General features: G+C 40.1%; 24 protein-coding genes. 19 read left to right on the top strand and 5 right to left on the bottom strand.

The genetic code is table 11. The features are described 5' to 3' along the window. Positions 1–6: 6 nt before the first annotated feature. On the bottom strand, positions 7–1,440 hold the full coding sequence (gene proS, locus WKV44_01490) for a proline--tRNA ligase (GenBank protein ID MEM5947206.1): 1,434 nt from the start codon (positions 1,438–1,440) through the stop codon (positions 7–9). A gap of 200 nt (positions 1,441–1,640) precedes the next feature. On the opposite strand from proS, the gene WKV44_01485 reads away from it, so the two are divergent. Then, positions 1,641–2,138, top strand: coding sequence for a methylated-DNA--[protein]-cysteine S-methyltransferase (locus WKV44_01485; protein MEM5947205.1), 498 nt, complete (start codon positions 1,641–1,643; stop codon positions 2,136–2,138). 1 nt (position 2,139) lies between these two features. Here the strand turns inward: WKV44_01485 and WKV44_01480 are convergent, their stop codons facing one another. Next, the gene (locus tag WKV44_01480) at positions 2,140–3,828 is read right to left on the bottom strand and encodes a hypothetical protein (protein ID MEM5947204.1); all 1,689 of its coding nucleotides are present in this window, start codon (positions 3,826–3,828) and stop codon (positions 2,140–2,142) included. Continuing rightward, a complete protein-coding gene (locus tag WKV44_01475) occupies positions 3,825–4,802 on the bottom strand; it encodes a hypothetical protein (GenBank protein MEM5947203.1) in 978 nt (325 codons plus the stop codon). The genes WKV44_01480 and WKV44_01475 overlap by 4 nt, the downstream gene beginning before the upstream one ends. Before the next feature lie 147 nt (positions 4,803–4,949). Here WKV44_01475 and WKV44_01470 point away from each other — a divergent pair, with 147 nt between their 5' ends. From WKV44_01470 to WKV44_01445, 6 genes are all read left to right on the top strand, one after another. Next, positions 4,950–5,945, top strand: a complete 996-nt coding sequence (locus tag WKV44_01470) for a hypothetical protein (protein MEM5947202.1) — start codon at positions 4,950–4,952, stop codon at positions 5,943–5,945. Further along, on the top strand, positions 5,942–6,730 hold the full coding sequence (locus WKV44_01465; GenBank protein MEM5947201.1) for an SDR family oxidoreductase: 789 nt from the start codon (positions 5,942–5,944) through the stop codon (positions 6,728–6,730). Before WKV44_01470 ends, WKV44_01465 begins: the two co-directional genes overlap by 4 nt. A gap of 82 nt (positions 6,731–6,812) precedes the next feature. Continuing rightward, positions 6,813–7,901 (top strand): hypothetical protein, encoded by a 1,089-nt coding sequence (locus WKV44_01460; GenBank protein ID MEM5947200.1) that lies wholly within the window; start codon positions 6,813–6,815, stop codon positions 7,899–7,901. Continuing rightward, positions 7,895–8,899 (top strand): hypothetical protein, encoded by a 1,005-nt coding sequence (locus tag WKV44_01455; protein MEM5947199.1) that lies wholly within the window; start codon positions 7,895–7,897, stop codon positions 8,897–8,899. The genes WKV44_01460 and WKV44_01455 overlap by 7 nt, the downstream gene beginning before the upstream one ends. Next, a complete protein-coding gene (locus WKV44_01450; GenBank protein ID MEM5947198.1) occupies positions 8,890–10,077 on the top strand; it encodes a carboxypeptidase-like regulatory domain-containing protein in 1,188 nt (395 codons plus the stop codon). Before WKV44_01455 ends, WKV44_01450 begins: the two co-directional genes overlap by 10 nt. 4 nt (positions 10,078–10,081) lie before the next feature. Continuing rightward, on the top strand, positions 10,082–11,134 hold the full coding sequence (locus WKV44_01445; GenBank protein ID MEM5947197.1) for a hypothetical protein: 1,053 nt from the start codon (positions 10,082–10,084) through the stop codon (positions 11,132–11,134). 96 nt (positions 11,135–11,230) lie between these two features. Here WKV44_01445 and WKV44_01440 read toward each other — a convergent pair whose 3' ends face one another. Together WKV44_01440 and WKV44_01435 are read right to left on the bottom strand one after the other, a co-directional pair. Next, positions 11,231–13,681, bottom strand: a complete 2,451-nt coding sequence (locus tag WKV44_01440; GenBank protein ID MEM5947196.1) for a hypothetical protein — start codon at positions 13,679–13,681, stop codon at positions 11,231–11,233. Positions 13,682–13,957: 276 nt separating this feature from the next. After that, positions 13,958–14,704, bottom strand: a complete 747-nt coding sequence (locus WKV44_01435; GenBank protein MEM5947195.1) for an SDR family oxidoreductase — start codon at positions 14,702–14,704, stop codon at positions 13,958–13,960. Positions 14,705–15,053: 349 nt separating this feature from the next. On the opposite strand from WKV44_01435, the gene WKV44_01430 reads away from it, so the two are divergent. The 12 genes from WKV44_01430 to WKV44_01375 all read left to right on the top strand — a co-directional run bounded on the left by WKV44_01430 (position 15,054) and on the right by WKV44_01375 (position 26,716). After that, positions 15,054–16,742: an ABC transporter substrate-binding protein gene (locus tag WKV44_01430; protein ID MEM5947194.1), complete on the top strand. Its 1,689-nt coding sequence runs from the start codon at positions 15,054–15,056 to the stop codon at positions 16,740–16,742. 127 nt (positions 16,743–16,869) lie between these two features. Beyond that, positions 16,870–17,757 carry an ABC transporter permease gene (locus WKV44_01425; GenBank protein MEM5947193.1) on the top strand — a complete coding sequence of 296 codons (888 nt, stop codon included), beginning with the start codon at positions 16,870–16,872 and terminating at the stop codon, positions 17,755–17,757. 5 nt (positions 17,758–17,762) lie between these two features. Beyond that, positions 17,763–18,719, top strand: a complete 957-nt coding sequence (locus WKV44_01420) for an ABC transporter permease (protein MEM5947192.1) — start codon at positions 17,763–17,765, stop codon at positions 18,717–18,719. Beyond that, positions 18,719–19,690 (top strand): ABC transporter ATP-binding protein, encoded by a 972-nt coding sequence (locus WKV44_01415; protein ID MEM5947191.1) that lies wholly within the window; start codon positions 18,719–18,721, stop codon positions 19,688–19,690. The genes WKV44_01420 and WKV44_01415 overlap by 1 nt, the downstream gene beginning before the upstream one ends. A gap of 3 nt (positions 19,691–19,693) precedes the next feature. Next, entirely contained in the window at positions 19,694–20,677 is a 984-nt protein-coding gene (locus tag WKV44_01410; GenBank protein ID MEM5947190.1) for an ABC transporter ATP-binding protein, read from the top strand. Positions 20,678–20,860: 183 nt separating this feature from the next. Further along, on the top strand, positions 20,861–21,481 hold the full coding sequence (locus WKV44_01405) for a hypothetical protein (GenBank protein MEM5947189.1): 621 nt from the start codon (positions 20,861–20,863) through the stop codon (positions 21,479–21,481). Then, on the top strand, positions 21,462–21,770 hold the full coding sequence (locus WKV44_01400) for a transcriptional regulator (GenBank protein MEM5947188.1): 309 nt from the start codon (positions 21,462–21,464) through the stop codon (positions 21,768–21,770). Before WKV44_01405 ends, WKV44_01400 begins: the two co-directional genes overlap by 20 nt. Further along, a complete protein-coding gene (locus tag WKV44_01395; protein ID MEM5947187.1) occupies positions 21,763–22,527 on the top strand; it encodes an outer membrane lipoprotein-sorting protein in 765 nt (254 codons plus the stop codon). The genes WKV44_01400 and WKV44_01395 overlap by 8 nt, the downstream gene beginning before the upstream one ends. Before the next feature lie 6 nt (positions 22,528–22,533). Continuing rightward, the gene (locus WKV44_01390; GenBank protein MEM5947186.1) at positions 22,534–23,565 is read left to right on the top strand and encodes a hypothetical protein; all 1,032 of its coding nucleotides are present in this window, start codon (positions 22,534–22,536) and stop codon (positions 23,563–23,565) included. A gap of 16 nt (positions 23,566–23,581) precedes the next feature. Next, the gene (locus WKV44_01385; protein ID MEM5947185.1) at positions 23,582–24,259 is read left to right on the top strand and encodes an ABC transporter ATP-binding protein; all 678 of its coding nucleotides are present in this window, start codon (positions 23,582–23,584) and stop codon (positions 24,257–24,259) included. Then, the gene (locus tag WKV44_01380; protein ID MEM5947184.1) at positions 24,249–25,478 is read left to right on the top strand and encodes an FtsX-like permease family protein; all 1,230 of its coding nucleotides are present in this window, start codon (positions 24,249–24,251) and stop codon (positions 25,476–25,478) included. The genes WKV44_01385 and WKV44_01380 overlap by 11 nt, the downstream gene beginning before the upstream one ends. 8 nt (positions 25,479–25,486) lie before the next feature. Beyond that, a complete protein-coding gene (locus tag WKV44_01375) occupies positions 25,487–26,716 on the top strand; it encodes an FtsX-like permease family protein (GenBank protein ID MEM5947183.1) in 1,230 nt (409 codons plus the stop codon). The last annotated feature ends 25 nt before the right edge of the window (positions 26,717–26,741 follow it).

Raw genomic sequence — 26,741 nt, 5'->3', positions numbered from 1 at the left:
TCACAATCAGTAGCTTTTTGCAAAAAGTGCTATATATTTTGCATCCTCTTTTCCAAGTATACAGGTCTTTCCTTCTGCATGCTTCTGTTGGTCATCTTCCAGCACTCTGATGGTTGCTTTTGTTTCTTCCTTGATTTTTGCTTCCACCTCTTGTGAGCCTGACCAGGGAGCACGAACAAAGGCTCCTTCTTCTATGAGTTTTTTAAACTCCTCGTAGTCGTCTGTATAATGAGTATTCTTATCTCTAAAATCTTTTGCCCTGTTAAAGAGGTTTTGCTGTATATCTTCAAGCAGGCTTTTTACATTATTTGCAAGGCTATCAATGGATACAAAAATCTTTTCCCCCGTATCGCGCCTTACTAGTACAACCTTGTTTTCCTTCATGTCTCTGGGTCCCGCCTCTATTCTTACCGGAACACCTCTCAACTCCCATTCTGCAAACTTCCAGCCTGGAGAACTCTGGTCGTCGAGATCTATCTCTGTAGAAATCCCTGCATTTATAAGGCGTTTTCTTATATCGCGCGCATAATCTGCAATTTTATCGTTGTCCTTCTTGGTAAATATAGGAATAACAACCGCTTCTGTGGGAGCAATCCGCGGAGGAACAACAAGACCATTGTCGTCGGAATGAGCCATAATTACAGCACCTATGAGACGAGTAGAAACTCCCCACGATGTAGCCCACACATAATCCAGCTTGCCCTCAGCGGTCTGGAAAGTAACATCAAAAGCCTTGGCAAAATTCTGTCCCAGAAAATGACTGGTACCCGCCTGAAGAGCCTTCTTATCCTGCATCATTGCCTCGATGGCATAGGTAGTAACAGCACCAGCAAACTTCTCCGAATCTGTCTTAGGGCCATAGTAGACAGGGATAGCTAGATATTCCTCTGCAAACCTTCTGTAAACATCCAGCATCCTGAGAGCCTCTTCCCTGGCTTCTTCTTCTGTTGCATGAGCAGTATGTCCTTCCTGCCACAAAAACTCCGTAGTCCGCAGAAAAAGTCTGGTTCTCTTCTCCCATCGCACGACATTGGCCCACTGATTGATAAGAAGCGGCAAATCGCGGTAAGACTGAATCCATTTTTTATACATACTCCATATAATCGTTTCTGAGGTAGGCCTTACAACAAGCGGTTCCTCAAGCGTCTCTCCGCCTCCATGGGTAACAACAGCCAGCTCTGGAGAAAACCCCTCCACATGCTCGGCCTCCTTATGCAAAAACCCCTCTGGAATCAAGAGCGGAAAATAAGCATTGGAATGCCCAGTCTCCTTAAACATCCTATCCAGATTTTGCTGAATCTTTTCCCACAGCGCATAACCACGCGGCCTTATCACCATACAACCTTTTACCGGACTATAATCCGCAAGTTGAGCCTTGAGCACAATATCAAGATACCAATCCGAATAATTAACATCACGCCGAGTAATCTGTTCTGCCATCTTTCCTCTCGCATAGAAAAATATAAAAAAAGATACAAGATTTTATTGTGAGATTGAGCGATTGTCAAGGATTAAGAAAACCTTATATAACAAAGAAAAAACCGAACGGCACAGCCCCTATCGAGGCTGTTCCTGCCTTTGGCAAAAGAAAAACAAAGAAGAACATTGCAATATAAAAAAAACAAACATAATATAAGCACATGAAAAAAATAACATACGCAAAATTCCCCTTTCTACAGGGACAGATACTGCTTGCAAAAACAGAAAAAGGCCTTGCTCGTATAAACTTTGGAGACAAAAAATACATAGAAGAAACAGAGGCAAAGTTAAAAAGTACATATCACGCAGAAGAAAACCCTGGAAAACTGGAACAAGAATACATAAAAATAAAACAGTATTGGGATAACCCTGCCAAAACACCGGACATACAGCTGGATATAGAAGGAACAGAATTTCAGAAAAAAGTATGGCATGAAATAAGCAAAATACCAGCGGGCAAAACAGCGACATATACAGACATAGCAAAAAAAATAGGAAACAAAAGAGCAATAAGAGCCGTGGCAAACGCATGTGCGGCCAACAAAATACCACTCATAATTCCATGTCATAGAGTAATAAGAAAAGACAGAACTCTCGGAGGATACAGTGGAGGACTTAACATAAAAGAAGAACTCTTAAGAAAAGAAAAAGCAATATAGACTACTGCAAACTTCTTGCAAAGAGGAAGATGCTCACAAACAACATAAACACACAAAAAAGCACCATAAACCAGACAACACCAGCAAACCCTACTGTTACCAAAATCCCGGCGACAAGGAAATCTCCGCCCCTTAGAAGAATATTAGACAACAGCCACATCATACCCCCTATAACAGGAATAGCCGGTATAAGAGCGGCAATAGAATTCCTCATGGAGCGATTATGCCCTCTCCACGCGAGAGTAATTACAATAAAAGAGCCCGTAAGAAAAATAAGAACCCTAAAAATACGGGAAAACATAGAAAAAACAACCTCTTTTTTGGGAACCCCAAACTCTGCTGGCAAAAAAGAAAGACTCATAAGCTCTGACAAAGATTTTCCCTGGAATCCTTGCTCTGTTATGGAAAAAAGATGCAATTGGGAATCTTCCATAGGAAGAGGCACTATAAACTCCGGTTTAAAAGGCACAGTTCCCCATATCTTGGGAGTATAGCGTATATTAGGATTATCCCTTCCTACAGCCTGCATCACAAGACTGTTTTCCTCTATCTTACCATAAGGAGCGGATAGACGGTATAGTACCTTACCCTTCTTATCCGTAGCCATCATTCTTATATCAAAGCAGTAAGAACCCTCTCTTACCCTTACAATCCTCTTTATAAAATAAAAAGTAGATATATTGTCCTGAGCATATGAAAAAAGCACATTATTGATACCCTGGGTTTCTACAAGCTCTTCTATCTCGTCATAGTAAAAGGCATAGGTTTCCACAGCCTTTTTTGCCTCTGCCAAATAGCGAATTACATCAGCATCTTTTGGATTTTCCTTAGAAAGCCTTAAAAAATGATAATAAGCCGCAAGGTATTTGCCATCTATCAATTTTTGATAAGCCTCTCTTTTGGATGCAAAAAATACCCGCTGAGCTCTATCCTCGCTGTTTTCTTCCAGACTTAAAATAGCATCCCATGCTCTGGAAGCAAGCCACCTTGCCGTCTGATGAGAACTATCCAACCCCAGAGCAATCCTTGCATAATAATATGCAGTATAATAGTCTTCCCTGTTAATTGCCTCCTCTGACAGAGAAATAGCCTTACCAATACTCAGGTTATGCTCTATCTTTATAAAAGAATCTGGCTGTTCTTTTTTTCTTCTATCCTCAGGAAGCCTCATGGCAAGATTTTTAAGCAGTTTTTTTGTATCCTCATTTTCCGGGATTAGATTGGCATATCTGTTTAAAGCTTCGTAAGCATTTATAACATCATTCGCCTTTATTGCTTTTTCATATTGATTAAAAAATTGGGAAGCCAGCCTGCTTCTATACAAAATATCCTCTCTGCTGCTTACAAGAGATGGCAAGACACCCTCGTTAAAAAAGAAAAAAACAGCACTCATAAATATGGTGAAAACCAAAATAAGCTGTATAAAACGCATCTTTGCCTTTGTTTCACCTGCCATAAGGATAAGCGGAGGAAGAATAAAACTTATAGTTATTGTCATAGCGGTAAAATGGAAAAACATAAAATTTTCTATCCATATTATAAACACCGTTTTCCAAGCCCAAGATGACCACAAAGCAGGTACAACATCCTTTGCAGGCTCAAAAAACAAAGCCCAAACGGTAGACAGAGCAAGAGATACGACATAGACAACAAGAGAAGTCTTTATAAAAGAAGAACCAAGCCGTCTCATGCTCGCATCTCCTCCTTTACCTTGCTGAAGCGGGGCATAAGTATAAGCATAGACAGAGAAAGAAGTCCCATACCAGTGGGGATAAAAAGAGGCAGAAAACTCATAATAACAGGAGGTAGAAAATTAAAAAGAGATGAGAACATTTCTTTAAAAGGAGCAGAAGAAACGCCATCAACCAGAACAATAGCAGTAACAGAAATCCATAAGGTAAACGCAGCATTTAAAAAAGGCCACTTTGTAAGGCGCATCCATGGCCATAAACCCGAGAAAAACAGAAACCACGCAAGATAAGGAAGCAAGAAATCCCCTTTAAAAAGCCCCCAATCATGTTTAAATACATCTTCAAAAGAAGAAAAAATACTCTCCCATTTTGTCATCCATACGGGAGGATCTAGCATATAATGAGGAAAGATCCGTCTATAAGACAATTTTACACTTTCTTTACCATCAAGAAGATATTCCATAGAACTTTTATCAAACCAGCCTTTTTCGTATACGGAGAAACCGGGCTCTTTACCCGTTGCTGCTATAACAATCCCCTCGTCTATCCTCCCTGACGATAGAACCTCCATATAAATATCATCTCCTATGCGCATAAGTGCAGATGGGATAACGGGATTTTCATAAGATATACTGAGATTCTTCTCTGTTTTTTCAATAGCAGGAGAAATAACCGTAAAAAAGAACCATAGAGCAACAGTTGCAGAAAAAGCAGAAAAAACAATAGACAAAAACAACTTGCCAGGAAAAACAATAAGCCTGGACAAAGTTATTATCACGGACAAAAAAATAACAACAGGAAAAACCAGCCTTAGAGCCTTTATATAGAAAAAAACATTAAAAATGCTTTTCCCTGACATATATACAACATGTGATATCCCCATCTCGGAAACAGCAACAGAAAAAGAAGCTGCTATCCCCAGAAAAATAGACCACAGAAGAAAATACACAATAGTCCAGAAGGAATCCCTCATATATAAGACTTTAACACTGAGAGACAAAGCGTGCAAGAAAGTTTTTTATAATCTAAGAAAATACCGAACGGCAGACCTGCGGCCTGCCTTTTTAAATTGCAAAAACAGAGAAAAGGAATTATCATATTATCAAGGAAACATAATCAAATGGCAAAAATAAAAGAAAACAAGTTTTTTATAGCAGGATTTGTAATTTACGGAGTAATTGCTTTTATTGTCTGGTTTTTGGGAAGCAGACTAGAATCAATAGAACATCTTTCGGATAAAGGAGCATCCTGGTATTATTGGCAGCTTCCCGAGCCAGGACTCATTTCTCGGATCTCTGCATGGACAGGATATACATTACATCAACTCAGCATATGGGTACTGGCTTTTTTTGCTATAAAAGCGGACCAGAAAGAAAAAAAAGAGAAAGTTGTAAAATGGATTTTTATATCCAATATATTTTTTGTAATTCTGCATCTCATACAGACACATCTTTTTTACGATGGACTTGCTCAGGATGTACCTATATGGTCAAGTCAATATTCTGTCATAATAATGCTTATTATTCTGCTCTTTATGCTGGAAGGTCGTAGAGGGCTTTTCTTTGGGAAAAAAATAGGCATAAAAGACAAACTGAGAAAACCCGTCAGAAAGTGGCATGGCATATATATAAGCTGGGCTCTGGTATATACATTTTGGTTCCATCCCATGGAAGGCTCCTACGGCCTTCTTGCCGGTTTTATATATATGTTTTTATTGTTTATCCAAACATCAATGGTTGGAAAACCAATACATACCAGCACAACATGGGTTGCTTTGCTTGAAACCTTTGTAGCCCTGCATGCTTTTGCCATAGCAACTTACAAGGGGCAGGAAATATGGCCCATGTTTGTTACTGGATTTTTATTTATGGCAGTTATGACCTACCAATATGGTATAAAACTTCCATCCTGGGTTTATAAACTCAATTGGATTGTTTACATAGCTTTGGTTGCTGTTCTTTATTATCAGAGAGGCTATAGCAAACTTTATGAAGTAAGTTTTATCCCTGTTGCGCTTTACGGTGGTGCGTTGGGGCTTTGGTTTCTAATGTTTATTTTAAGCAAGATTTTTCCTTCTGCCTTTGACAACATAAACGATAGAGGAGAAAGAATATGAATGTTGTTATAACAGGTTCTACAAGAGGTTTGGGAAGAGCTTTGGCAGAAGAGTTTTTAAAGCAAGGGGATACTGTTTTTATCACTGGAAGAACAGATGACAACATAAAAAAGATCCTGCCATCTTTAGAAAATATTGGCACAGTGTATTATCTAGCCTGTGATGTTAGGAGTCCAGAGCATGTCAGACTCCTAGCGCAAAGAGCATGGGAGCTTATGGGCTCTGTTGATATATGGATAAACAATGCGGGCATTACCCAGGATTCCACCCATTTATGGGAAGCTACTCCGGATGAATATCAAAAGGTAATAAAGACCAATCTTCTGGGAAGCATGTATGGAAGCAGAGAAGCCTTTCTCCGAATGAAAGAACAGGGATACGGTCATATATTCAATATGGAGGGCTGGGGTAGCGATGGTAAGCATATGGATAGGCTTAACCTGTATGGTACAAGCAAAGCTGCCTTAAGATATTTTACCCTCGGCTTTTCCAAAGAGGTTAAGGGAAGCGGAGTTAATATTTCTTTGCTCAGTCCTGGTATGATGTTTACTGATTTGCTTATAAACGATAAAGATAAAACCAATCAAAACAAGCTTAAAATATACAAAATTCTTGCGGATCCGCCCGAGATAGTTGCCGGTTTTTTTGTTGAAAACATAAAGAGAGGTATTAAAAATGGTAGGAGGCTTGCATGGCTTACCTTTCCTAAGATTCTTTTTAGATTTTTGACTGCCCCTGCAAGGATAAAAAAATCTCAGGAATATTTAAGAAAAAATATTTTCTGAGAAGAATATCTAAGAAAATCATCCTAGTATTATTTGTTTTTATATGTGGAGATTTGTCAGCTTTGGTACTATATTATAAATAATGAGGCAATTCTTTGTCTTTCTTGTGTTTTTTACAACTTTCTCTGTTTTTGCAGACGGTGTTAGTCTTATGCTGAGACCTTCTTCTGTGTCAGAAAATTCTGGGATTTCCGCCGATTCAATAGATAGTATGATAATCAACTCTCTTGACGGACGGGGTATAGCTGTCTCCGATAATTCTGTTCTTGTCATGGAGTCCTCTGTATGGAAAAAGGGACTTAGGGTTTTTCTTGTTTTACGTCTTTATGATGATGGAGGAGAGAGGCTTGTGGCCTCTTCTCTGCAGAGTGTAACCTCTGCCCTAGAACTTTCTTCTGCTGTTGATAAAGCTATTGTTGCTGTTATGGACAGCCTTGCTTCCAAAGCACCGGAATATTCTCCCAAGGCCGATAAAGTCTTTCCACTGGTTATTTATTCTCAAGATGAAGATGCAGTTGTTTTTATGGGAAACAGAAATATAGGTACCATAAAAGACGGGATTCTTAAAACAAAAAAGCAGATTTTTGTCTCTCAAGGTAGTAAGCTGCGTGTCAGAGTAGAAAAAGAAGGCTATTATACTGCAATTACAGATTATGTAGCAGATTCTTCTCCTGCGGAGCTCAGGCTGCCCCCTCTTGTAAAGAAAAGCATCTTTGAAACTGCTTCTTTTCTATCTACCGGACAAATTATGGGGTTGGGTATGGAAGGCAGATGGTATCTTATCCCGGGATTTGTTTTTACAGGATTGAAGGAGTACTTTTTTGTCCAGTATTCAGATGGTATTTTTGCGCGCTATGTTGTTCCTCATAATCAGGCTGAGATGGTTGTAGGGGCATACATATTGGGACAACCTGCTAATTTTTTTCGTATATGGATTGAGAGTGGTGTGGGCTTTTATGCAACATTTTTAAAGGATTCTTCTATTTCGTTGGATTTTTATGTGCATGTAGGTGCTGTAGGACTAGAGTTTAATCCTTTGCCTTTTTTGGGTGTGTTTATACGCGGTGGTTATGATTATAGTCTGGGTACGGGACTTATACCCCAGGGGGCAATAGAGCTTGAGCCGGACGGAGGACCTATTATGTCTCTGGGAGGCATTGTAAGATGGTAAAGAATATTGTTTCTATTCTTTTTTTATTTTTTGTTGCGTTGTTGTTTCCTTCCTGTTCCTTTCTTCTTTCTTCTCCCTTTTCTCCAATGGTCTCCTGGGCGGATAACGAAGTAAAAATTTCTGATCTTGTATCCGATATCGCTTCTCCTCCGTATGAAGGGGTTGATATGAGATTGCGTTGTGTTGGGGTAGTTGACAATACCGATACGAAGTATGTGATTTTTGCTGTATTTGTATGGTCTTCTGATGGAAATAAACTCAGGCTTATTGTTATGGATGACGATTTAAGTGTTGAGGCTGTTTTTAATGAAGATGATTTTTTTAGTACTCCCGGCCATCGTTTTGATAATATTTTCTGGGACGGTTCTTATCTGTGGTGGGGCAGTTACAAGATTGATGTGGGCAATAAAAACGTGACGGATGAGGGAGGTACGCTTACTGAATGGACTAACGGTTTATATGTAAACGGAAACTATTATCTTCTTAAAAACGAAACATCAGGAACAAATGGCTTATCTTATTCTTCTGTGGCAAGTTCTTTCCCACCGTCGACAATCCCTACTCCATCTACCCTTGATTATTTCTCAAGTGCTACTTCTGTTGTTGACAATTGGATTTCTACTTGGGAGACAGAGAAATATTTTTCCATTCTTATGAGTATGGATTCTGATTTTATTTTCTTGTCCGTTCCCTATGATATTTCTTCTATTACTGGACCTCTTATGGATTTTTATCCCCATGCCAGCTTCTCCGGAGATGCAGGCTATGACTTGTGGGGAGATGGGACCATTGCCGTAGGAGGAGATACTATACTTGTTTTAAAAGAAGAAGATGATAAGAATTATATAGAGCGTTACAACCTTAGCGGCAGCAAAAAATCAACAGACGAGTGGCCTTTTTATGATGATTCTGCTTTTGCCCTTTCCAGAGATGGTTCTGTTCTGTATGTTTTTGACAGAAAGAGCGGATATATATATAAGGGAGCTGTATGGTGGTAAGACGTTTCTTGTTTGGAGTTTTGTTCTCTTTGTTTTTTATTCCTGCTCTTTTTGCAATTGATAGGGTTGTGTTGTTTATGGCTTCTGATGACATTGATAAGCTTATCCGCGAAGAGACTCTTTCTGAGCTTGCTATGCAGGATTGGCTTGCTGTAAAGATAGCTGATCGTTTTTCTGATAATCCCGACGAATTAAAAGGGCTTGCAATTTCCAGAGGGGTAGATAGTGCTTTGCTGCTCTATATGCAGAACGATATGATTGTTTTTTCTGTATGGGATTTTTCTGTCAAGCAGGAAATATGGCATTATGAACAGGAACTTCCTCCTGTTATTTCTTCTCCTGTGCTTGCCCGTGCGGTTGTTTCTCCCATAAAAGATAAGCTCAAAGAGTTGGCTGAGTCTGTAAGCAGACAGAAGCCTAAGTTTGGTGAGGGTGTGCTGGTTGTGTCTGCGCTTCCGGGAACTAGTTTAAGTGGGATTTTCGATGAGCCTGTTGTCGTAGGAGATAAGGGACTGGTCAGGCTCAGGCTTCCTGCGCCCAGTACTTATGTTATTCGTGCGGAGAAGGATGGATACAGGCCTGTGGAGCTGATTGCTGCATTGTCGGTGAATGATAAAACACGTGTGGATTTTTTTCAGGCAAAGGTCTATGGCCTTGCAGTAAGTATTGGAGCTCAGCACATCCAGTATCCCTATATTGGGTTTGCTTACTGGCTTATTCCGGATAAGCTTAGGCTTGACTGGGATATAAAGTGGTATGGTATAGGCTATTATCTTCCCTCTGATGTATATGCTTCTGTTTCTGCAGGTTTTGTTTCTTTTCCTCTTATAGAAACCGGGTTGGGTTTTTCTGTTCCGTTTTATCGTTTTCTTTCCGATGTTTCTCTTTTCTTTTTTGCGGGTTTTAATTTACGGTTTGTGTATCCTGTGGGTTATACGGGTCTTGATCCTGTAGCTCCTTTTTTTACGGAGATCGGTCTTGGTGCTGATTTGCCTCTCTTTTATGCCGTAGGCAAATGGAGCTTCTTTTTTGAGAGCTTCTTTACAAGCTATATAAGTAATGATAGAAAGCAGATTTACCAGTCTCTGGAAGGAAATATGGATATGGAGTCTTCCGGGGATATTTATAATGCTTTTTTTGTCCCCGGTACAAGACTGGGGCTCAGGATGGAGTTCTAAGACTATGAAAAAGACAGGTTTTATAATTATAATTTCTTTTTTGTTTATTGTTTCCTGCACTTTGCCTTTATATAACGAGGAGCTAATAAAAACCCTTGCTTCCATAGAATCTGCAGGTATGGAAAAACTGGGAGAAACTGCTTTTATAGAGATAGATTGGAATACCAATTCTTCAGATAGATTGTTTTTTTATCCTGTACGGGACGAATCTCATATCAACTACGGACTTGCAGTAGAAAAGAGGAATGACGGCAATGTGACTTTAAATATGATTGGCGACAGTGCGGCTTATGTTACCGGTTTTTTTACCGGTTCTGCGTATGCTGACAATTTGGAAGTTCTTGTTGGCCCATATGATGACGGAGAAGCAGATGTGCTTATTGGATATATAAAGGAGGATAATGCCGAGCCTTTGGTCATAATAGCAAGAACACTTGATTTTAATGATATGGACTCTGTTGTAGACTATAGCAACAATCCTGTTTCTGGCAATAATATATATGCCTTTGGTCTTTCTTATGTCGAGAGCAACAATTTTATTGCAGGATGCCTCTATGAGTCCTCTGATAATTATATAGAAAAGTATACAAGCTCTTCTGTTTCTTTGGTTCCTAGTCCCAGTCCAACTTTCGGTTTTGTTGATAGAGGTACATATTCTATTCCCAATCCTTCTTCTGCATATTATGAGATATTTTACTCTTCTCCCAATCCTGTAGGTTATATAAGCTATAAAGATGGTAGTGAGATAAAACTCATGGTGACAAGCGGTGATTCTACTACACCGATTGTACAGGAGAAGGGTAAGATATCGGGTTATGTTATAGATGCTACTTCTGCAGGTCGTCTTGTGGCGTATAATCCGGATGAGGAGATGTTTTATTTTTATGACAGTTCTTCTTTTGCTGAGATAGGGGTTGCTGTTGATGCCACTCTTCTCAACTACTGTGGAGAGTATGAAATCAAAGGAACCAAGAAGCTGATCTTTTCTCTTGCTAGTATTTTTGATACCAAGGACGGGAAGGCTGCCAATTTTACTCTTTATGCTTATGAACCTTGATTGTTTTTTCTTTGATGCCGCAGGCAGGATTCGTCGCTCCTTTTCTATTATGTTTTCTTGTGTGACGCGGGGACGACGTTCGGTATAAAGTTGTTTTTACTGTATGAGGGCTGTCAGGCTTTCTAGAAATGCGTACAGAGCTTCGTTGTTTTTTGCTTGTTCCATCTGGTCTTTGAGAAATGCCAGCTTTTTTTCCTGGGTGTCAAAGTATGAGAGTGCTTCCATGATGTCTATTGCTTCTATCATGGCGCTTCTTTTACCTGCTTCTGTAAAGGCTTTGTCATAGGCTTTTATTCTTGAGAAGAGGCCGGGGAAGCTAGCTTTTGCCTCGGGGGAGGAGAGGAAGCTGTCGAGGTAGACTTTGGCTTGGGAAAGTCCGGTTTCTCCGTATTGGCTTATAAGCTGGTCTTCTTTGCGGGCGTAGCTTATGTAGCTGTCTTTGAGTCTCTCGTATGATTCCAGCTTTTTATTGAGGGTGTCTATCTGCTCTTGGAGTGCGTCTTTTTCTTCCTGTGAGAGTGCTGGTGCGGTTTTGTTCTTTGCGTTTGCAAGTTGTTTTTCCAACTCGGATATTCTATCCGTGAGTTTTTTGTTATCCTGCTCCATGGCTGCTATTTTTTCTTGCAGTTGTTTTCTCTCTTCTGTAAGTTTGCTGTTCTCTTCCTTGATTTTTGTGTTTTCTTGTGCGTATGTGTCCGCTTCTGCATTTACTGCTTGCAGTTCTTTTATTCTTTCTGCAAGCTTTGAGTTTTCTTTATTGCTTTCTTCCAGTTCTTTTTTTATCGTATCAAGTTCTTGTTGCAGCTTCTTCTGTGCTGCGATGTAATCTGCTACAGTTTTTTCTGTTTGTTTGTTGTATGCCGTTATGCTGTTTCTTATCCCGCTTATTGCTTTGGCAGTATCTATGCCGTCCGGGTAGTCCGCAAGTGCCTTTGCGTATTGCTCTATTGCTTCCTGATATCTGGCCTGAGACATAAGTTTTTCTGCTGCAGTCATAAGTTGTTGTGCCAACTCTTTCTGCCGGACTATTGTTGTCTTTTCTGCCGCATCTTGTATTTGTCTGTTTTTTGTCTCGCCTATTGCAACAAGATTCTCTGCTATTCTCTCATATCTTGTTTTGTCCACAGGCAGGTAGGATAGGGCTTTTTTATAGGCGTCAAGGGCTTTTTCTGTTTCTTTGTTTTTATATGCTGTATCGGCCTCATCAAGGGCGGCAAGGACAGCCTTGCTCTGTCTTGTTTGTGCATTTTCCAGTAGGGATACAAGGTATGCATGGCTTTCTTTTATCTGTGGTATCAGCTTTATTGCCTCGGTATAGAGTTTTGTTGCAGATTCTGCATCTCCCTGTCTTATGGCCTCCTGAGCACTGGATACTGTGGCACGTATTCTAGCAAGCAGATTAGCCTGTGCTACAAGGGAAGCAGTGTCCAGACTTGTCTGCTGTTTTTGCAGCTCTATCATCTGCTCAAGTGTATCTGTGACAAAGAGATCTATTTGTCTCCTCTCCTTGAGACTGTCCAGAGAAATCATCTCATTGCTGTTTAAAAAATCCTGCAGAGAAACAAGCTTTTGCTGTGCTGTATCATAATCTTTTTGTTCCAGAGATTTTTTTATGTCCGAATAAAGCCCCATTATCCTATCTTCCACAAGCTGAGACCGCTGCTGTTGTTCTCCCAGAGAAGCAAGCCGTGCTCTTGCTGATTGTAGTTCCTCGCTTGTTGCTTGCTGCTGGGCAAGAAGACTTTGCGTCTTTTCTTCATACTCCTTTCTTAGCTTTTCTTCCTTTTGTTTTGCTTCTTCCTCAAGCGCTTTCCTTTCTGCAATAAGCTTGTCCAAGCTGCTTTGATAGTCTTTTTTGAGATTATCTATGGTAAGAGCAAGTTGTTTTTTCTCTTCTTCTGCCTGTCTTTTAAACTCATCTATCTGAGAAGCCAATTCTTGATTCTTTTGCTGCTCTATAATTGCGAGTTGTTCTCGTATTGTTTCCTCAGATGCACCCTGAGCCTCCAGCTTTTTTCTCTCTTCCGCAAGAACAAGCTCAAGTTGACCTTTGAGCTCTTCTTCTTTCTGCTTTATTTTATCCTGCATGCTTGCTTCCAGCTCTTCCTGCTGTTTTGCAAGCTCGGAAAGTTTTTGCTGGATAGTAGAAATCTCCGCCTCTTTTTCCTTAAGTTTTTCCTGTGCCTGTCGCTGAATTTCTTGAATCAGCTTTGCCTCTACTGCGGCAAGCTCTGTAGAACCGGAAGCAATCCTCTCCTGTTCACGGGCAGAAAGATAACGAAACACAAAAAAACTGGAAACAATAGCTATTACAGCAAAGAGATTGATAAGAAAAGGAAGAAGGCTTCCTTTCTTTTGGGCATGGATTTTAAAAGTATTTTCATCAACATGAATTTTATTTTTCTCGACAATATGTTCTATCTCTTCTGCTATCTCTTTCTCTTCCTGAGAGGTAAGAGTATTTTTGCCGGGAAGCTTATTCTGCTCTACGATTATAAATCCGGCCTCTTTTCTGATTTCCTTTGCTTTGGACAGCAGACTTCCCACAAAAAACTCCCGATAAAAATATCACACCTTTAATTATAATTAACAAAAGTCAAGAAAAAAAGGTTTTCTGTATTTTATCATCGACAGAATAGGACTTTTTTTATATATCCTGGCCATAAATGTCTATAACTTATACCGAACGCAGGGGACGTCTCCGTCCCCTGCTGCCTGTCAGCAAAAAGCAATAGAAAGTGGTTTTTTGGTGTAAAACAGAAAAACCCTTGCCGGAAATCACAAAAAGGGGCAGGGAAAAGCCTGCCCCGTTCGGTTTTTATATTATTTAAAAAGAGGAGTTAGTGTCTTTGCTTTTTCCACAGCTTCTTCTAGACTCATATTGTGGAAATCTCCGGCATTAAAAAGCCTTCCGCTTGTCCTATCGTTGACAAAGGCACCTACGACGACTCCTGGGATACTGCTTTCCGGAGCATTAGGTGCGTTGGGACCGCCCAGATCCGTTCTACACCAACCAGGGTCGGATAGACTGATTATTATGTCTGTTCCATCAAGTCTATTGGCAAGGTCGGAGGTGTATTTATCCAGAGCAGCTTTGCTCGCTGAGTATCCGGCCTGTTCTGGCTCGTTTTTTATACCGCTTGTAGTGTTGATTATTCGACCGGTTCCTCTTTCTTCCATGCGTGGGAGGAAGTGGTAGCATATCATAGCAGGCGCTATAAAATTAACGGCAAAGCTTATGTCAAAGTCCTCCAAAGGAGTTTTATAATAATCCTTTCTGTAGCCTACCTGAAGGCCTGCGTTATTAAAGACTATGTCTATATCTTTCCCAAGAGAATCTATTTCTTTTAGCATATTTTTTATCTTATCTCTGTCTGCGAGCTCTGCCTCCACAGCAATTGCCTCTATGCCTTTTGCCCTAACTTCCTCAATAACAGCATTGCAGTTTTCTTTTTTTCTGCTGTGAAGAATAAGATTGCAGCCCCTTTCTGCCATAAATAAAGCTATGAGTCTTCCTATTCCGCGGCTTGCTCCTGTTATAAGTGCCCATCGTCCACGTACATCAAACATAGGTCCTCCAATGTGCAAGATAGTTTATGTTATCAACCATCATAACACATAAAATATTATTTAATAAAGGCCTGTGGAACATAGCATTTGTATGTTTGCGAAAACCTTATGTTTGATACACGGTTTAAATCTACGGACTCAGGTGTTTTTCTGACAGATAGTAAAGTCTTTTTATATAAAATTATTTAATAAATGTCTTTATAAAGAGATCCAAAATTTTTAAGCATGTTTTCGAAAACAGAAAAAACTTGACAGGATGGTTATAGAGGGTTAATCTGTTGTCGTAAACATATAGCAGAGCTCCCGTAGGGGGCTGTAAAAAAGGCTAGTGCCTAAACAAGGAGGGGGTATGAAAAAGACCCTTATAGTTCTTCTTGCTGTTCTTATGATTGCCGGTCTTGCTTTTGCAGGTTCTCAGCAAGAACAGGGCAGCAAAGAAGCTTCGCTCACTGTTCTTCTCGATTCAACCGACGGTTGGGTGAGAAATTTTAACCCATTTTCCAATGCCAAGCAGTTTACTCTTGGTTTTATGCATGAGTACCTTGTTCTGTTTGATCCACTTAATAAGAACAAGGAGATTCCCTGGCTTGCAGAAGAGGTTATAAGCGAACCTGACCTCAAGACTCTTACAATCAAGGTAAGAAAAGGGGTTAAGTGGAGTGACGGTACTCCTCTTACTGCCGAGGACGTTGCTTATTCTTTTACAATCAGCAAGGACCACCCTGCTATGGATAATGGCGGTTTCTGGGGAGAAGACGGAAAGTGTAAAGCGGTTAGAGTAATAGATGATTATACGGTGCAGATTGAGATGCGCGAGCCTAACCGTTTTTGGCGGCAGGATGTTTTAAATGAGCATGTTATTATTCCCAAACATGTGTGGGAAAATGTAGAAGACCCCATGTCTTATGTTTATGAGAACCCTGTTGTTACAGGTCCTTTCTCCGAAATTATAGAGTTTACTCCGGAACTTATTGTTCTGGGAAGAAATCCATACTATTGGAAAGCCGATGAGCTCAAGGTTGATAGGCTTGTTGTTCCTCAGTTTAATGGCAACGAGGGAGCTCTTGCACTCCTTGAATCTGGAAAGGTTGACTGGGCATATATTTTTATTCCTGATATAGACAATACTTATGTAAAAGGTGATTCCAATAGAAATTATTGGTATGGTAAAAATGATGCTGTAAGGATTTCTCTCAACTATCAGACTCCTGATGAGAATAATCGCAAAGCATTTAATAATGTTGCTTTCCGCAGAGCTTTTTCTCTGTCTATAGACAGGCAGGGAATTATTGATACTGCTGCCTACGGGTATCTTGACAGCATGGTTCCTCCTGTAACCGGTCTCCCTCCTGCGCTTCTGGGATATGAGAACCCCAAGGCAAGAGAAATTCTTGATAAGTATGCCAAGTTTGATCCCGAGATGGCTAAGAAAATTCTTGACGAGGCAGGCTTTAAGGATGCAGATGGCGATGGATGGAGAGATAATCCGGATGGAACCCCAATAAAGTTTGATATCCTTTCTCCTGCAGGTTGGACCGACTGGAATGACGGGGCAGTCATAGTTGCACAAGGACTTAGAAATATAGGCATCAATGCCAATGCAAAGGCTCCTGACCTCGGTGTTATAATCGAAAAATGGGATAGCGGTGAGTTTGATGCTCTGTACAGCGGTTATGGTAAGAGCTCAAATATCTGGAAGTTCTACTATGATACAATAGGTGATGCTTCCAGAGCGTTTACGCCTACATGGTGGAGCGTGTGTCAGAATAATTATATCAATGAGGAGATTAATTCTCTCATAGCAAAAATGCCTACGGCAAAAACAGAAGAAGAGCTTAGACAGTATACGGATAAGGTAGAGCTTTTCTTTGCAGAGAATATGATAAATATTCCTCTCTTCTATAATGGTTTATGGCATATTTATAACACTTCCAGATTTACGGGCTGGTCAACAAAGGATAATCCTGTGTGTGAGCCTGCGTTGTTTGATCATGATATCAAGATTTATCATCTGTTACAGCTTAGACCTGTAAAATAAACAAATAGGATGGGCAATCAAAGTGAGATACATACTTAACAGATTGGGCTTTTATATCATCGCTTTTGTTGCCGCCGTAACATTAAACTTTTTTCTCCCCCGGTTGATGCCGGGGGATCCTGTTCAGATGTATATGGCTCAACTTTATCAGAGTGGTGGTAAGATTGATAAAGAAACTATTCATGCTGTACAGGAAATGTTTGGCTTTACGGAAGAAAAGTCTCTTATAGAAAGTTATTTTGATTACGTCGGCAGCATCATAAAGGGCAATTGGGGTGTTTCTTTTACGCAATATCCTCAGACAGTTTTAGAGGCTGTTTCCAGAGGTCTGAGATGGACGGTTTTTTTAATGGGTTCTGTCCTTATAATTACTTTTATTTTAAATACCTTGTTGGGTATTTATGTTGCATGGAAAAGAGGCAGCAAGATAGACAGCGCCTTAACCTTGGGCGGACAGCTTTTGGCAAATATTCCTGCGGTTATCGTAGCACTGTTATTAAACTATTGGCTTGCACGTGCCTTAAGAATATTTCCCATTGGCTATGCTGTTACTCCTCTTTTTAGACCGGATAATGTTTTTCAATACATAGGTGATGTTCTTTATCATGCTGCTTTACCAATCCTTTCTATGGTTCTTGTAAGTTTTGGCGGAATCATGGGTATGCGTGCCAATATGATAAATCAGCTTGGAGAAGATTATATAACCATGGGATGGGCAAAAGGTGTGCCTGACAGACGTGTTATGTTTGGTTATGGAGCCAGAAATGCATTGCTTCCGGTGGTTACCACGGTGGCTATGCAGTTTGGTTATCTTCTTGGAGGTAATTTTATTATAGAAATAGTTTTCAATTATCCCGGACTGGGACAGGTTATGCTTAAGGCTCTAAACGGCAGAGATTATCCTCTCATGCAGGGCATATTACTCATGTCCACAATTCTTATGCTTTCTGCAAATTTCATTGCTGACTTGTTATTGCTGGTTTTGGACCCGCGACTTAGGAAACAGGGTAGGTAAGGCTTATGAAGAACTTATTATCAAAAGATTCCAAACTGTTTTATGTATATAAATTTTTTAGAGATAATCCCAAGGCTGCGGTGGGCTTTGCTCTTCTTTTTATTTTGCTTTTTCTTACTCTCGGTGCGCCTCTTTTTACTTCTTATGATCCTATGGCTATGGATAAGGATGCCATAAGAATTGCTCCCAATGCCAAGCATATCTTGGGTACAACACAGCTTGGCAGGGATGTATGGGCACAGACGCTTTATGGTGGAAGGACTTCTCTCATGGTGGGTATTCTGGCTGCGCTTATTGCCGTTGTTTTGGGTGCTGTTATAGGAATTACAGCTGGGTATTTTGGTGGGGTTGTGGACGGGATAATTACTACTGTTATAAATGTTGTAATGGTTGTCCCCAATCTTCCTCTTATCCTTATAATGGCTTCACTTCTTGATGGCGTTTCTCCGCTTGTAATAGCCATAATAATAGGACTCACCTCCTGGGCATGGGGAGCCAGGGTTTTGAGATCTCAGACTATGAGTATAAGGCAGAGAGAATATATATATGCAGCAGAGACCCTTGGCGAGACTAGGTTGAGAAGGCTTTTTTCTGAGGTTATGCCCAATATGCTTTCTATGATGAGTGCGGGGTTTGTAGGTACTACGATATATGCGATTATGGCTCAGGCTACTCTTGAATTTCTCGGTTTTGGTGATCCATTTTCTGTTACATGGGGCAATATGCTTCTCAATGCAAACAGAACTGCTGCCTTGCAGGTTGGTGCATGGTGGGAGTTACTGGGCCCAAGTCTTGCCATAGTTATTCTTGCATCTGGTCTTACTCTGATAAACTTTTCCATCGATGAGATTTCCAATCCTCGCTTGCGGGCGGACAGAATAATGGCAGGTTATTATCGGGAAAAGAAAAAAGAAGCAAAGCTTACAAAAAAAGCAAAAAAACAGGTAAAAGAGGTTGTGTGATGGCAGCATTGCTGGAAGTAAAGGACGTATGTGTTGATTATGTTACTCTTGATGGTCATGTAAGAGCTGTAGATAATGTGAGTTTTTCCATAAAGGAGGGACAAATTTTTGGTCTAGCCGGTGAATCCGGTTGTGGTAAGAGTACTCTTGCTTATGCTCTTATGAGACTTCACAGGCCGCCTGCTCTGATTACAGGAGGAAGTATTATTTTTGATGGCAAGGATGTTCTAGAAATGGACGATGAAACTCTCAGAAAATTCAGATGGGAAAAAATCAGTATGGTTTTTCAATCTGCTATGAATTGTCTCAATCCGGTAATAAAATTGGAAAAACAATTTTTTGAGATTTTTAAATACCATGATGTCACAGATAGTATGGATGAGTCCAGAGACAGGACAGCTGAGCTTTTAAAACTTGTGGGTATTGCTCCGGAGAGAATGAGGGATTATCCTCATCAATTTTCTGGTGGCATGCGACAGCGGGCTGTTATTGCTATGGCTCTGGCTTTGAGGCCTAAGTTACTGGTTATGGATGAGCCTACTACTGCTCTTGATACTGTTGTTCAGCGTTCTATTCTCCAGAAGGTGCAGGAGCTTAAAGAGGAGCTTGGCTTTTCTATTCTTTTTATAACCCATGACCTAAGTTTGATGATGGAGTTTTGTGATACTATTGGCATAATGTATGCTGCTGAGATAGTGGAAAAGGCTTCTTCTTCTGTTATTCTTAAGAGTCCTAGACATCCGTATTCTTATGGACTTAAAAATTCCTTTCCTCCACTTCATGGAGAAATGAAATATATGGAGGGTATTCCGGGTTCTCCTCTGGATTTACGCAGGATTCCCAATGGTTGCCGTTTTGCAGAGCGTTGTTTTAATGCAAAGGATAAGTGCTACAGAGAGGTTCCTCCACGTATGCATGACGGTGATGATTTTTTTGAATGCCATTTTCCTTTAAATGCTTCCAGGGGGTAGTTGATGTCAGGTAATCCTATTTTTAGTGTAAAAAATCTTGTTATGGATTTTTCCATAAGTGGAAAAAATTTTTTTTCTAAACAGCAGACTTTGCGTGCTTTAAATGATGTTTCTTTTGATATTTATCCAGGAGAATCTTTGGCTGTTGTGGGTGAATCAGGTTGTGGTAAATCCACTATATGTCGTATTGCTATGCGCTTTTATAATCCTACTTCGGGGAAGATGCTTTTTGATGGTGGTGATGTGCATGCTTTTTCCGGAGATGAGCTTAGGAAATACAGGCAAAAGGTCCAGATGATTTTTCAGGATCCTTTTTCCAGTCTTAATCCGTTGCATTCTATTTATTATCATCTTAAGCGTCCTATTGAGCTATATCATAAGTGTGATAAGATAGAAACTAAGAAGAGGATGGATGAGGCTTTATCTCTTGTTGGACTTGTGCCTCCGGAAGAGCAGGGGAAAAAGTTTCCACATCAGCTTTCTGGTGGACAGAGACAGAGGGCTTTTCTTGCAAGGATTCTTGCGATAGGTGCGGATGTTATTTTTGCGGATGAGCCTACTTCTATGCTTGATGTTTCTATTCGTTTGGGCGTTCTTAATCTTATGAATAAGTTAAAAAAGGATATGGGTAAGTCTTTTCTTTATATAACTCATGATATTGCAACTGCCAGGTATTTTGCGGATAGGATTATTGTTCTTTATAGTGGACATATGGTTGAGTGGGGGGATGTTGATTCTGTTGTTCTTAATCCCAAACATCCATATACGAGGTTATTGATTTCTGCTGCTCCAGATCCCGAAAGAGATGGACTTGCAAAATTGGATGTAAAAGAAGATGTGGAGAATGAGGTTAGTTTTTGGACTCCGGAAAAGAAGGGTTGTCCTTTTTACAACAGATGTCCAGTTGCGCTTGAAATTTGTTCAATATCTTTTCCTGATGAAAAAATGGTTGGGGATAATCAGTTTGTACGATGCCATTATGTTTAGCGCAGGATGATAAAAAGGAGTATTTTCTTTGGGGAGTTTGAGCTCCCCTTTTTTGTTTAAAAGCCATGCTCTCATTTTTTGAGGGCATGGCGTTCGGTATAATTGACAGGTGTGTTTTTTAGCATTATACTTTGTAATGCAAAGTAACTTTTTTATGCAAAGTAGGCTACATATGGAGGTTTTATGGAAAAACAGGATTTTGACAGATATCTGGAGGACTTGAGGGAAATCAAACAGATTCTCAGGGAGAAAGAGGGGTATCCTGTTGTAGAGTACTGGGCTTTTTTGCTCTGGGGTGTTGTGGTGCTTATTGGGGCGTTTATTGCTTGGTGGTGTTCTTCTATTGGCTGGTCGGAGCATCAGATTTTTTGGGGTTTGTGGTTGCCTCTTATGGTTGTGGCCTCTGTAGGTGAGTTTGTTGCGTGGGTCAGGCAGAGCAGGCGGCTTGATGTTGTGCTTTTTACTCCGGGTATGCTTAAGGTAATTGTTGCTTCTATTGGGATTTTTGTCGTGCTTCTTGCTATGTCTTTTTCTTTATTGGATTCCGGTAGGGATGTGCCGGGAATTTATGTGCTCCTTGGTTCTGTGCCGCTTTTTATGTATGGGGTTATGTCATATATGGAGTTGTTTTTTCCGGGAGCTGTTTTGCTGTTTGTGGGTTTTTTTATGTGGATTGGTGGATGGAAGGATGACTGGTTGTATTTTGTTGCTGCAGGTATGATTTCTGTTGCTTATTTTATAAGTGGGTATCTTTTTTGGTTTTGGGATAGGGAGTATAGCAAGGATGCTTTACACAAGGTTTGATCCTGTTTTTTTTGAAAGGACGCGTCTTTCGCTGATTACTATTATTTTTAGGGAGGAAAAGGTGTCTTTTCCTGCTCTCAAAAGAATAACAGGGCTTTCTGATGGTGCTTTGTATTCTCACTTGCAGAAGCTTGTGGGTGCCGGTTTTGTTAGTAAGGAGAAGGTTCTTATTTCTGATGGTGCACAGACGGTTTATTTTCTGACAGAAAAGGGGCGGAAGGAGTTTAAAGAATATCTGGTTTTTATGGAGTCAGTTATAAAATCCCATGGGGAGGTTAAAAATGAATAGGTTTTTATCTGTTTTTATATTGTTTTTTATGTTTTGTTCTGTTTTTGTTTTTGCCGAGGATTTGTCGGATGCAAATTCTATTCTCAGGAGTATGGAACTAAGCCTAAATCCCAAGGTTTATCATGCTGTTTTTAAGATGGAGTCTCATTATCCTGATAGACCGGATCCGGCTGTTATGGTTTTTGAGTCCTGGTATAAGGAAGGAGTGGGTTCTTTTATTGTTGTTCTTGAGCCGGCCAGGTCAAAGGGTATGAGGTTTTTGCAAAAGGAAGGAAGTCTGTGGATGTATAATCCAAGGGCAGGTTCCAAAAGGCCGGTTAGGCTTTCTGCAAGAGCTTCTTTCCAGGGTAGTTTGTTTTCCAATCATGATGTGAGCGATCCTCAGTATACAGATGATTATGATGCAAAGATAATGTCCGTAGAAAGAGTGGAACATCCTGAGCTGGGAATTGTCGATATGTATATTCTTGAGGCTGTTGCAAAAAGGTCGGATGTTGCTTATGGAAGGGTTGTGATTTATGTGGTAAAGGATAGCCTTATACCCTTTAAAATAAAATATTATTCTCGTTCCGATTTCCTTATAAAGGAGATGATTCTTAGTGGGGTAAAGGATATTGCGGGTGCATTGCGTCCTACGATATACAGAATGGATTCTTTTGAGCAGGAGGGAGCGTATTCTGTTGTTGAGGTTAGCTCTATGGAGGCTTTAAAAGAGCTAGGTGATGAGATGTTTTCTCGTTCTGCTCTTACGAGGTAGATTAATATGGCAAAGAAGTTGGTATTTGCCGGAATGTTTTTTTTCATATTGCTGAGTGTCTATGCACAGTCTTTTTCTGGCTCTGTTTTTTCTTCTTTTTCTTATAAGAGTGTTGATAAGTCTTTTGAATCTGTTATGGGTATGGAGTCGCTTTCATCAAGTTATGGTACAAAGCTCGTTTTTTATAGCGGAGATGATGCTGGAAAGGCTTATATGAGGATGGGGGTATTTTTATCCTTACAGGAGGATTATAAGCTGGTTTATTCCTGGGAGCTCTATGAGGCTTTTGTCTCTGTAAGTGCAGGTGATTTTCTGCGTTTTTACGCAGGAAGGCAGGTTTTGCCTCTTGGGGTCTGTTATTCCATACATCCTGTAGATTCTATACATAGAATTTCCGGAGATGAGTCTGTAGGGCGTGACGGTTTATCCGTAAGATGGGCCGCTGGGGCGGATTATAGTGGTGCACTCATGGTGCTTACAGATGTTGTTTATGGTTTAAGCTCCAATATTATTTCTGGGCTTGGATATGCCGGATATGTGGATGGTTTTTTTATGGACAGTGTTGAGATAGGGTTGTCAGGGATATGGCTGGATTCGGATGATGAACGCTTTGGTGGATGGTTTAGCTTTCCTTTGGGGGTGTTTGTTTTTTCTTCCGAGTTTGCCTGGGATAAGGGTGAAGACGCTTGGTGCTATATGCTTTCTTCCGAATGGGATTGGTATGGCGAGTGGTCATCTCTTGTGCTGATTACAGAGTTGTTTTATCAGCAAGATAAACTGTTTACGGATTATGCAAGGTATTTTTCTGTTATTTCTCATACGGATTGGACTATATGGGACAGATATGTTCTTGAAGAATCGCTTGTCTGGGAGGCTGATAGCAAGAGTGCAATAATTACGATTGGGCTTGGGTTTTTACCTGGTAATAAGACAGATTGCAGGGTTGGTTTTTCTTTGCCTGTGGGAAAGGATGGCAGTTTTTATGGCTTATGGCCGTATGACTTTATTGCAGATTTAAAATTTACGGTTAGTTATTGATATTTTTGGAGGTTTTATGGGGTTTATTGTATTAGAAGATGTCAAGAAGAATTATCATCTTGGTAAGACAATAGTGCATGCCTTAAAAGGGATAAGTTTTTCTATAGAAGAAGGGGATTTTTTATCCATTGTAGGGCCGTCAGGTTGTGGGAAAACTACTCTGCTAAACATAATAGGATGCATAGATAAGCCGACATCAGGTAATGTCCTGTTTGATGGAAGGGATGTCGCAGGACTTTCCGACGACCAAGAAGCACTTATGAGGCTCAAGAATATAGGTTTTATATTTCAGACCTTTAATCTGGTGCCTGTCTTAAATGTTGTGGAAAATATTGAGCTTCCTCTTGTTCTTGCAAGGATTCCAGCAGCAGAAAGAAAAAAAAGAGTTAATTTCCTTGTAGAGCTTGTGGGGCTTGCTGACTTTGCAGAGCACAAACCGGATGAACTCTCTGGAGGTCAAAGACAGCGTGTTGCGATTGCCAGAGCTCTTGTACATAAGCCCAGGTTGATAATAGCTGACGAACCTACGGCAAATCTGGATTCTGTAACCGGCGGACATATCATGGAAGAGATGAAAAGGCTTAATAAAGAAGAAGGAGTAAGTTTTGTATTTTCTACTCATGACCCTGCAGTAATGAAATATGCAAAAAGAACTATAAGACTCAAAGACGGGGAGATGGACCATGTTTCTTAAAATGGCGATCTTGTCTTTAAGCAGACATAAGAAACGTACTGTCTTGATTATACTGGCAATAGCCATATCCGTGTTTGCCCTGGAAATAATGGGAGCAATGTTTGACGGTATGAGAGTAAACTTTTTTAAATCTCTTACCAAAAACACAGGTCATATCGTAGTTTATGCAAAAGGATATAAAGAACAGATTAATCCGCTTGGTCTGGAAAAAAGAATTGATAACTGGAAAGAGATAGCAGAAGAACTTAAAGAAAACAGTTTTGTCGTATCCGCAGAAGGTTTTCTCAAGCTGGGAGCTTTGGCTGTTTCTGTTCCTATTGATTGGGAAAAAGAGAGCAGAGATCTTGCCGTAGAGGTAGTAGGAACAGATAGAAATACGAGTTTTTACTCTCAGGTAAGAGAAGGTCTTATTGGAGGAGCTTTTCTGCCGTATAAAAAAAGTATATTGATATCTCAGAGGCTTGCAGAACTACTTGATGTAAAGTTGGGAGATATCCTTTCTCTTATAGTAGAAGGTGCTATAGGAGAAGCCTATTATCTGGACTTTTCTGTGGATGGAATATTTAAAACAAGCTCTGATACTTTTGATGAAGGTACAGTCTTTATACAACTCTCCACTGCTCAGGAGCTTGCCGGAACCGGCGATTCTGTCACGGAGATAAGACTTTTGTGTCAGGATAAAAGCTATGCGGATATGGTAAAGACTTCTTTTTTTAAGACTCATCCTGACATACAACTCGATATGCAAACATGGAAAGAAATAAACGGTGGTTTTGCCGTTATAATGGACATGGTGGATGTCGTTCTTATCTTTATGAATCTTGTTGTCCTTATTGTTGGAGGCTCGCTCATTGCAAACGCAATTCTGATGAATGTTTTTGACAGGATACGAGAATATGGCACATTAAGAGCGATAGGGCTTACCAGAAAAAAACTGCTTGGGCTTATAGTTATGGAAGGATCTGTAGAGGGTGTAATAGGAACAGCCCTGGGTCTTTTTATTTCTTTGCCACTAATTTGGTTCTTTTCTGTAAACCCCATAAGCGGAATAGAAGAACTTTCTGACTATCTTATGAGCTCATCTTTTACCTTTGTAATAACTGCTCAAAACCTGATTCTTAATATAGCAAGTGGAATTCTTCTTGCGATATTTGCATCTCTATATGCGGGCTTTGTTGCATCAAAAAAAACTATCTATCAGTCTCTCACCTATATCTAGGAGGAAACATGTATACGCTATGGCTTGGGTTTAGAAACACAGTGAGAAACAAAAGAAGAAGCATTCTTATCATGATAGCTCTTATAATCAGTTATGTTGTACTTGTTTTTGGCATAGGCTGGGTTAGAGGATATTTTTCTACAATATTCAAGAATATCAATGACTTTGATACCGCTCATATACAGGTTTATCATCCAGATTATCTTAAAGATAAACCCAGAATACCTATGGAATATGCAGTACAAAACTATGCACAGCTTAGAAAAAAGCTGGCATCACTAGACAGCGTTGCGGAAGTAAGTGGAAGGATAGATATACCAGCAAGCATATCATATAAAGGCAAGAAACTATATACAATCCTTAGAGCAATAGACCCTGGATACGAGCAGAATATAACAAGAATAAAAAAAGTTATAACGGATGGTAAGTATTTTGACTCTCAGGCAGGGCTTATCTTGGGCAAAGGACTTGCAAAAAAACTAGGAGTATCCGTCGGTGACATGATAATCCTTACTATTAGAAACAAATATAGAGTTGATGACATAATGCCCTTAAGACTATTGGGCACTTTTGAGTTTGGTTATCCTGCAATGGATGACAATATGGTATATGCGGACATAGAGACTATCCAGCAGCTTACAGGACTCGATAATGCAGTGATAAATCTTGTCATAAGAAAAAAAGAGAACATTAGTCAAGAAAAGGCTCTGGCAGAAATACAGAAAAGCATAGCAGACACACCCTACAGAGCATATCCTTGGCAGGATTTTGCAAAAGCACTTGTGCAGGCAGTAAAAACAGACAGTGGCTCCTTTGTTGTTTTTGCCATAATACTTTTTATACTCACGGCAGCCAACATCGTAAACGCATTCTCTATGTCTGTACAGGAAAGAATCAAAGAACTAGCAACACTCAGAGCAATAGGTATGAAGCAAGGCACACTCAAAAATATGATACTCGCAGAATCTTCGGCACTCGCCCTCCTGTCATCCGCAACAGGATTTATCCTGAGTCTTGGTATAGTCTGGTATATTTCTACAAAAGGAATAAACATAGCGAAGTATCTACCGGAAAACATGCCCATGCCCTTTGGAAGAAGATTTTACGGAGACTACAGATGGTATGACTTTATAAGCTCTGCAGCTGTAGTCATAATCATCTCTATTCTTGGCAGCATAAGCCCTGCAAGACGCGCGGCAAAACTCATAATAGCGGATGCAATGAGAGAAACAAGATAAACAGCCCAAAAATGGAAAGAAAGAA

The organism is Spirochaetia bacterium 38H-sp (genome assembly GCA_039023545.1).
GTDB classification, from domain to species: Bacteria; Spirochaetota; Spirochaetia; order Winmispirales; family Winmispiraceae; genus Rarispira; species Rarispira pelagica.
Note: the sequence above shows the minus strand (reverse complement) of the source record. Positions and strands in the feature narration are given on the sequence as shown.

Coding starts and splice junctions, on each gene's coding strand:
- proS (MEM5947206.1), bottom strand. CDS start 1,440: ATGGCAGAACAGATTACTCGGCGTGATGTTAATTATTCGGATTGGTAT.
- WKV44_01485 (MEM5947205.1), top strand. CDS start 1,641: ATGAAAAAAATAACATACGCAAAATTCCCCTTTCTACAGGGACAGATA.
- WKV44_01480 (MEM5947204.1), bottom strand. CDS start 3,828: ATGAGACGGCTTGGTTCTTCTTTTATAAAGACTTCTCTTGTTGTCTAT.
- WKV44_01475 (MEM5947203.1), bottom strand. CDS start 4,802: ATGAGGGATTCCTTCTGGACTATTGTGTATTTTCTTCTGTGGTCTATT.
- WKV44_01470 (MEM5947202.1), top strand. CDS start 4,950: ATGGCAAAAATAAAAGAAAACAAGTTTTTTATAGCAGGATTTGTAATT.
- WKV44_01465 (MEM5947201.1), top strand. CDS start 5,942: ATGAATGTTGTTATAACAGGTTCTACAAGAGGTTTGGGAAGAGCTTTG.
- WKV44_01460 (MEM5947200.1), top strand. CDS start 6,813: ATGAGGCAATTCTTTGTCTTTCTTGTGTTTTTTACAACTTTCTCTGTT.
- WKV44_01455 (MEM5947199.1), top strand. CDS start 7,895: ATGGTAAAGAATATTGTTTCTATTCTTTTTTTATTTTTTGTTGCGTTG.
- WKV44_01450 (MEM5947198.1), top strand. CDS start 8,890: ATGGTGGTAAGACGTTTCTTGTTTGGAGTTTTGTTCTCTTTGTTTTTT.
- WKV44_01445 (MEM5947197.1), top strand. CDS start 10,082: ATGAAAAAGACAGGTTTTATAATTATAATTTCTTTTTTGTTTATTGTT.
- WKV44_01435 (MEM5947195.1), bottom strand. CDS start 14,704: ATGTTTGATGTACGTGGACGATGGGCACTTATAACAGGAGCAAGCCGC.
- WKV44_01430 (MEM5947194.1), top strand. CDS start 15,054: ATGAAAAAGACCCTTATAGTTCTTCTTGCTGTTCTTATGATTGCCGGT.
- WKV44_01425 (MEM5947193.1), top strand. CDS start 16,870: ATGTATATGGCTCAACTTTATCAGAGTGGTGGTAAGATTGATAAAGAA.
- WKV44_01420 (MEM5947192.1), top strand. CDS start 17,763: ATGAAGAACTTATTATCAAAAGATTCCAAACTGTTTTATGTATATAAA.
- WKV44_01415 (MEM5947191.1), top strand. CDS start 18,719: ATGGCAGCATTGCTGGAAGTAAAGGACGTATGTGTTGATTATGTTACT.
- WKV44_01410 (MEM5947190.1), top strand. CDS start 19,694: ATGTCAGGTAATCCTATTTTTAGTGTAAAAAATCTTGTTATGGATTTT.
- WKV44_01405 (MEM5947189.1), top strand. CDS start 20,861: ATGGAAAAACAGGATTTTGACAGATATCTGGAGGACTTGAGGGAAATC.
- WKV44_01400 (MEM5947188.1), top strand. CDS start 21,462: ATGCTTTACACAAGGTTTGATCCTGTTTTTTTTGAAAGGACGCGTCTT.
- WKV44_01395 (MEM5947187.1), top strand. CDS start 21,763: ATGAATAGGTTTTTATCTGTTTTTATATTGTTTTTTATGTTTTGTTCT.
- WKV44_01390 (MEM5947186.1), top strand. CDS start 22,534: ATGGCAAAGAAGTTGGTATTTGCCGGAATGTTTTTTTTCATATTGCTG.
- WKV44_01385 (MEM5947185.1), top strand. CDS start 23,582: ATGGGGTTTATTGTATTAGAAGATGTCAAGAAGAATTATCATCTTGGT.
- WKV44_01380 (MEM5947184.1), top strand. CDS start 24,249: ATGTTTCTTAAAATGGCGATCTTGTCTTTAAGCAGACATAAGAAACGT.
- WKV44_01375 (MEM5947183.1), top strand. CDS start 25,487: ATGTATACGCTATGGCTTGGGTTTAGAAACACAGTGAGAAACAAAAGA.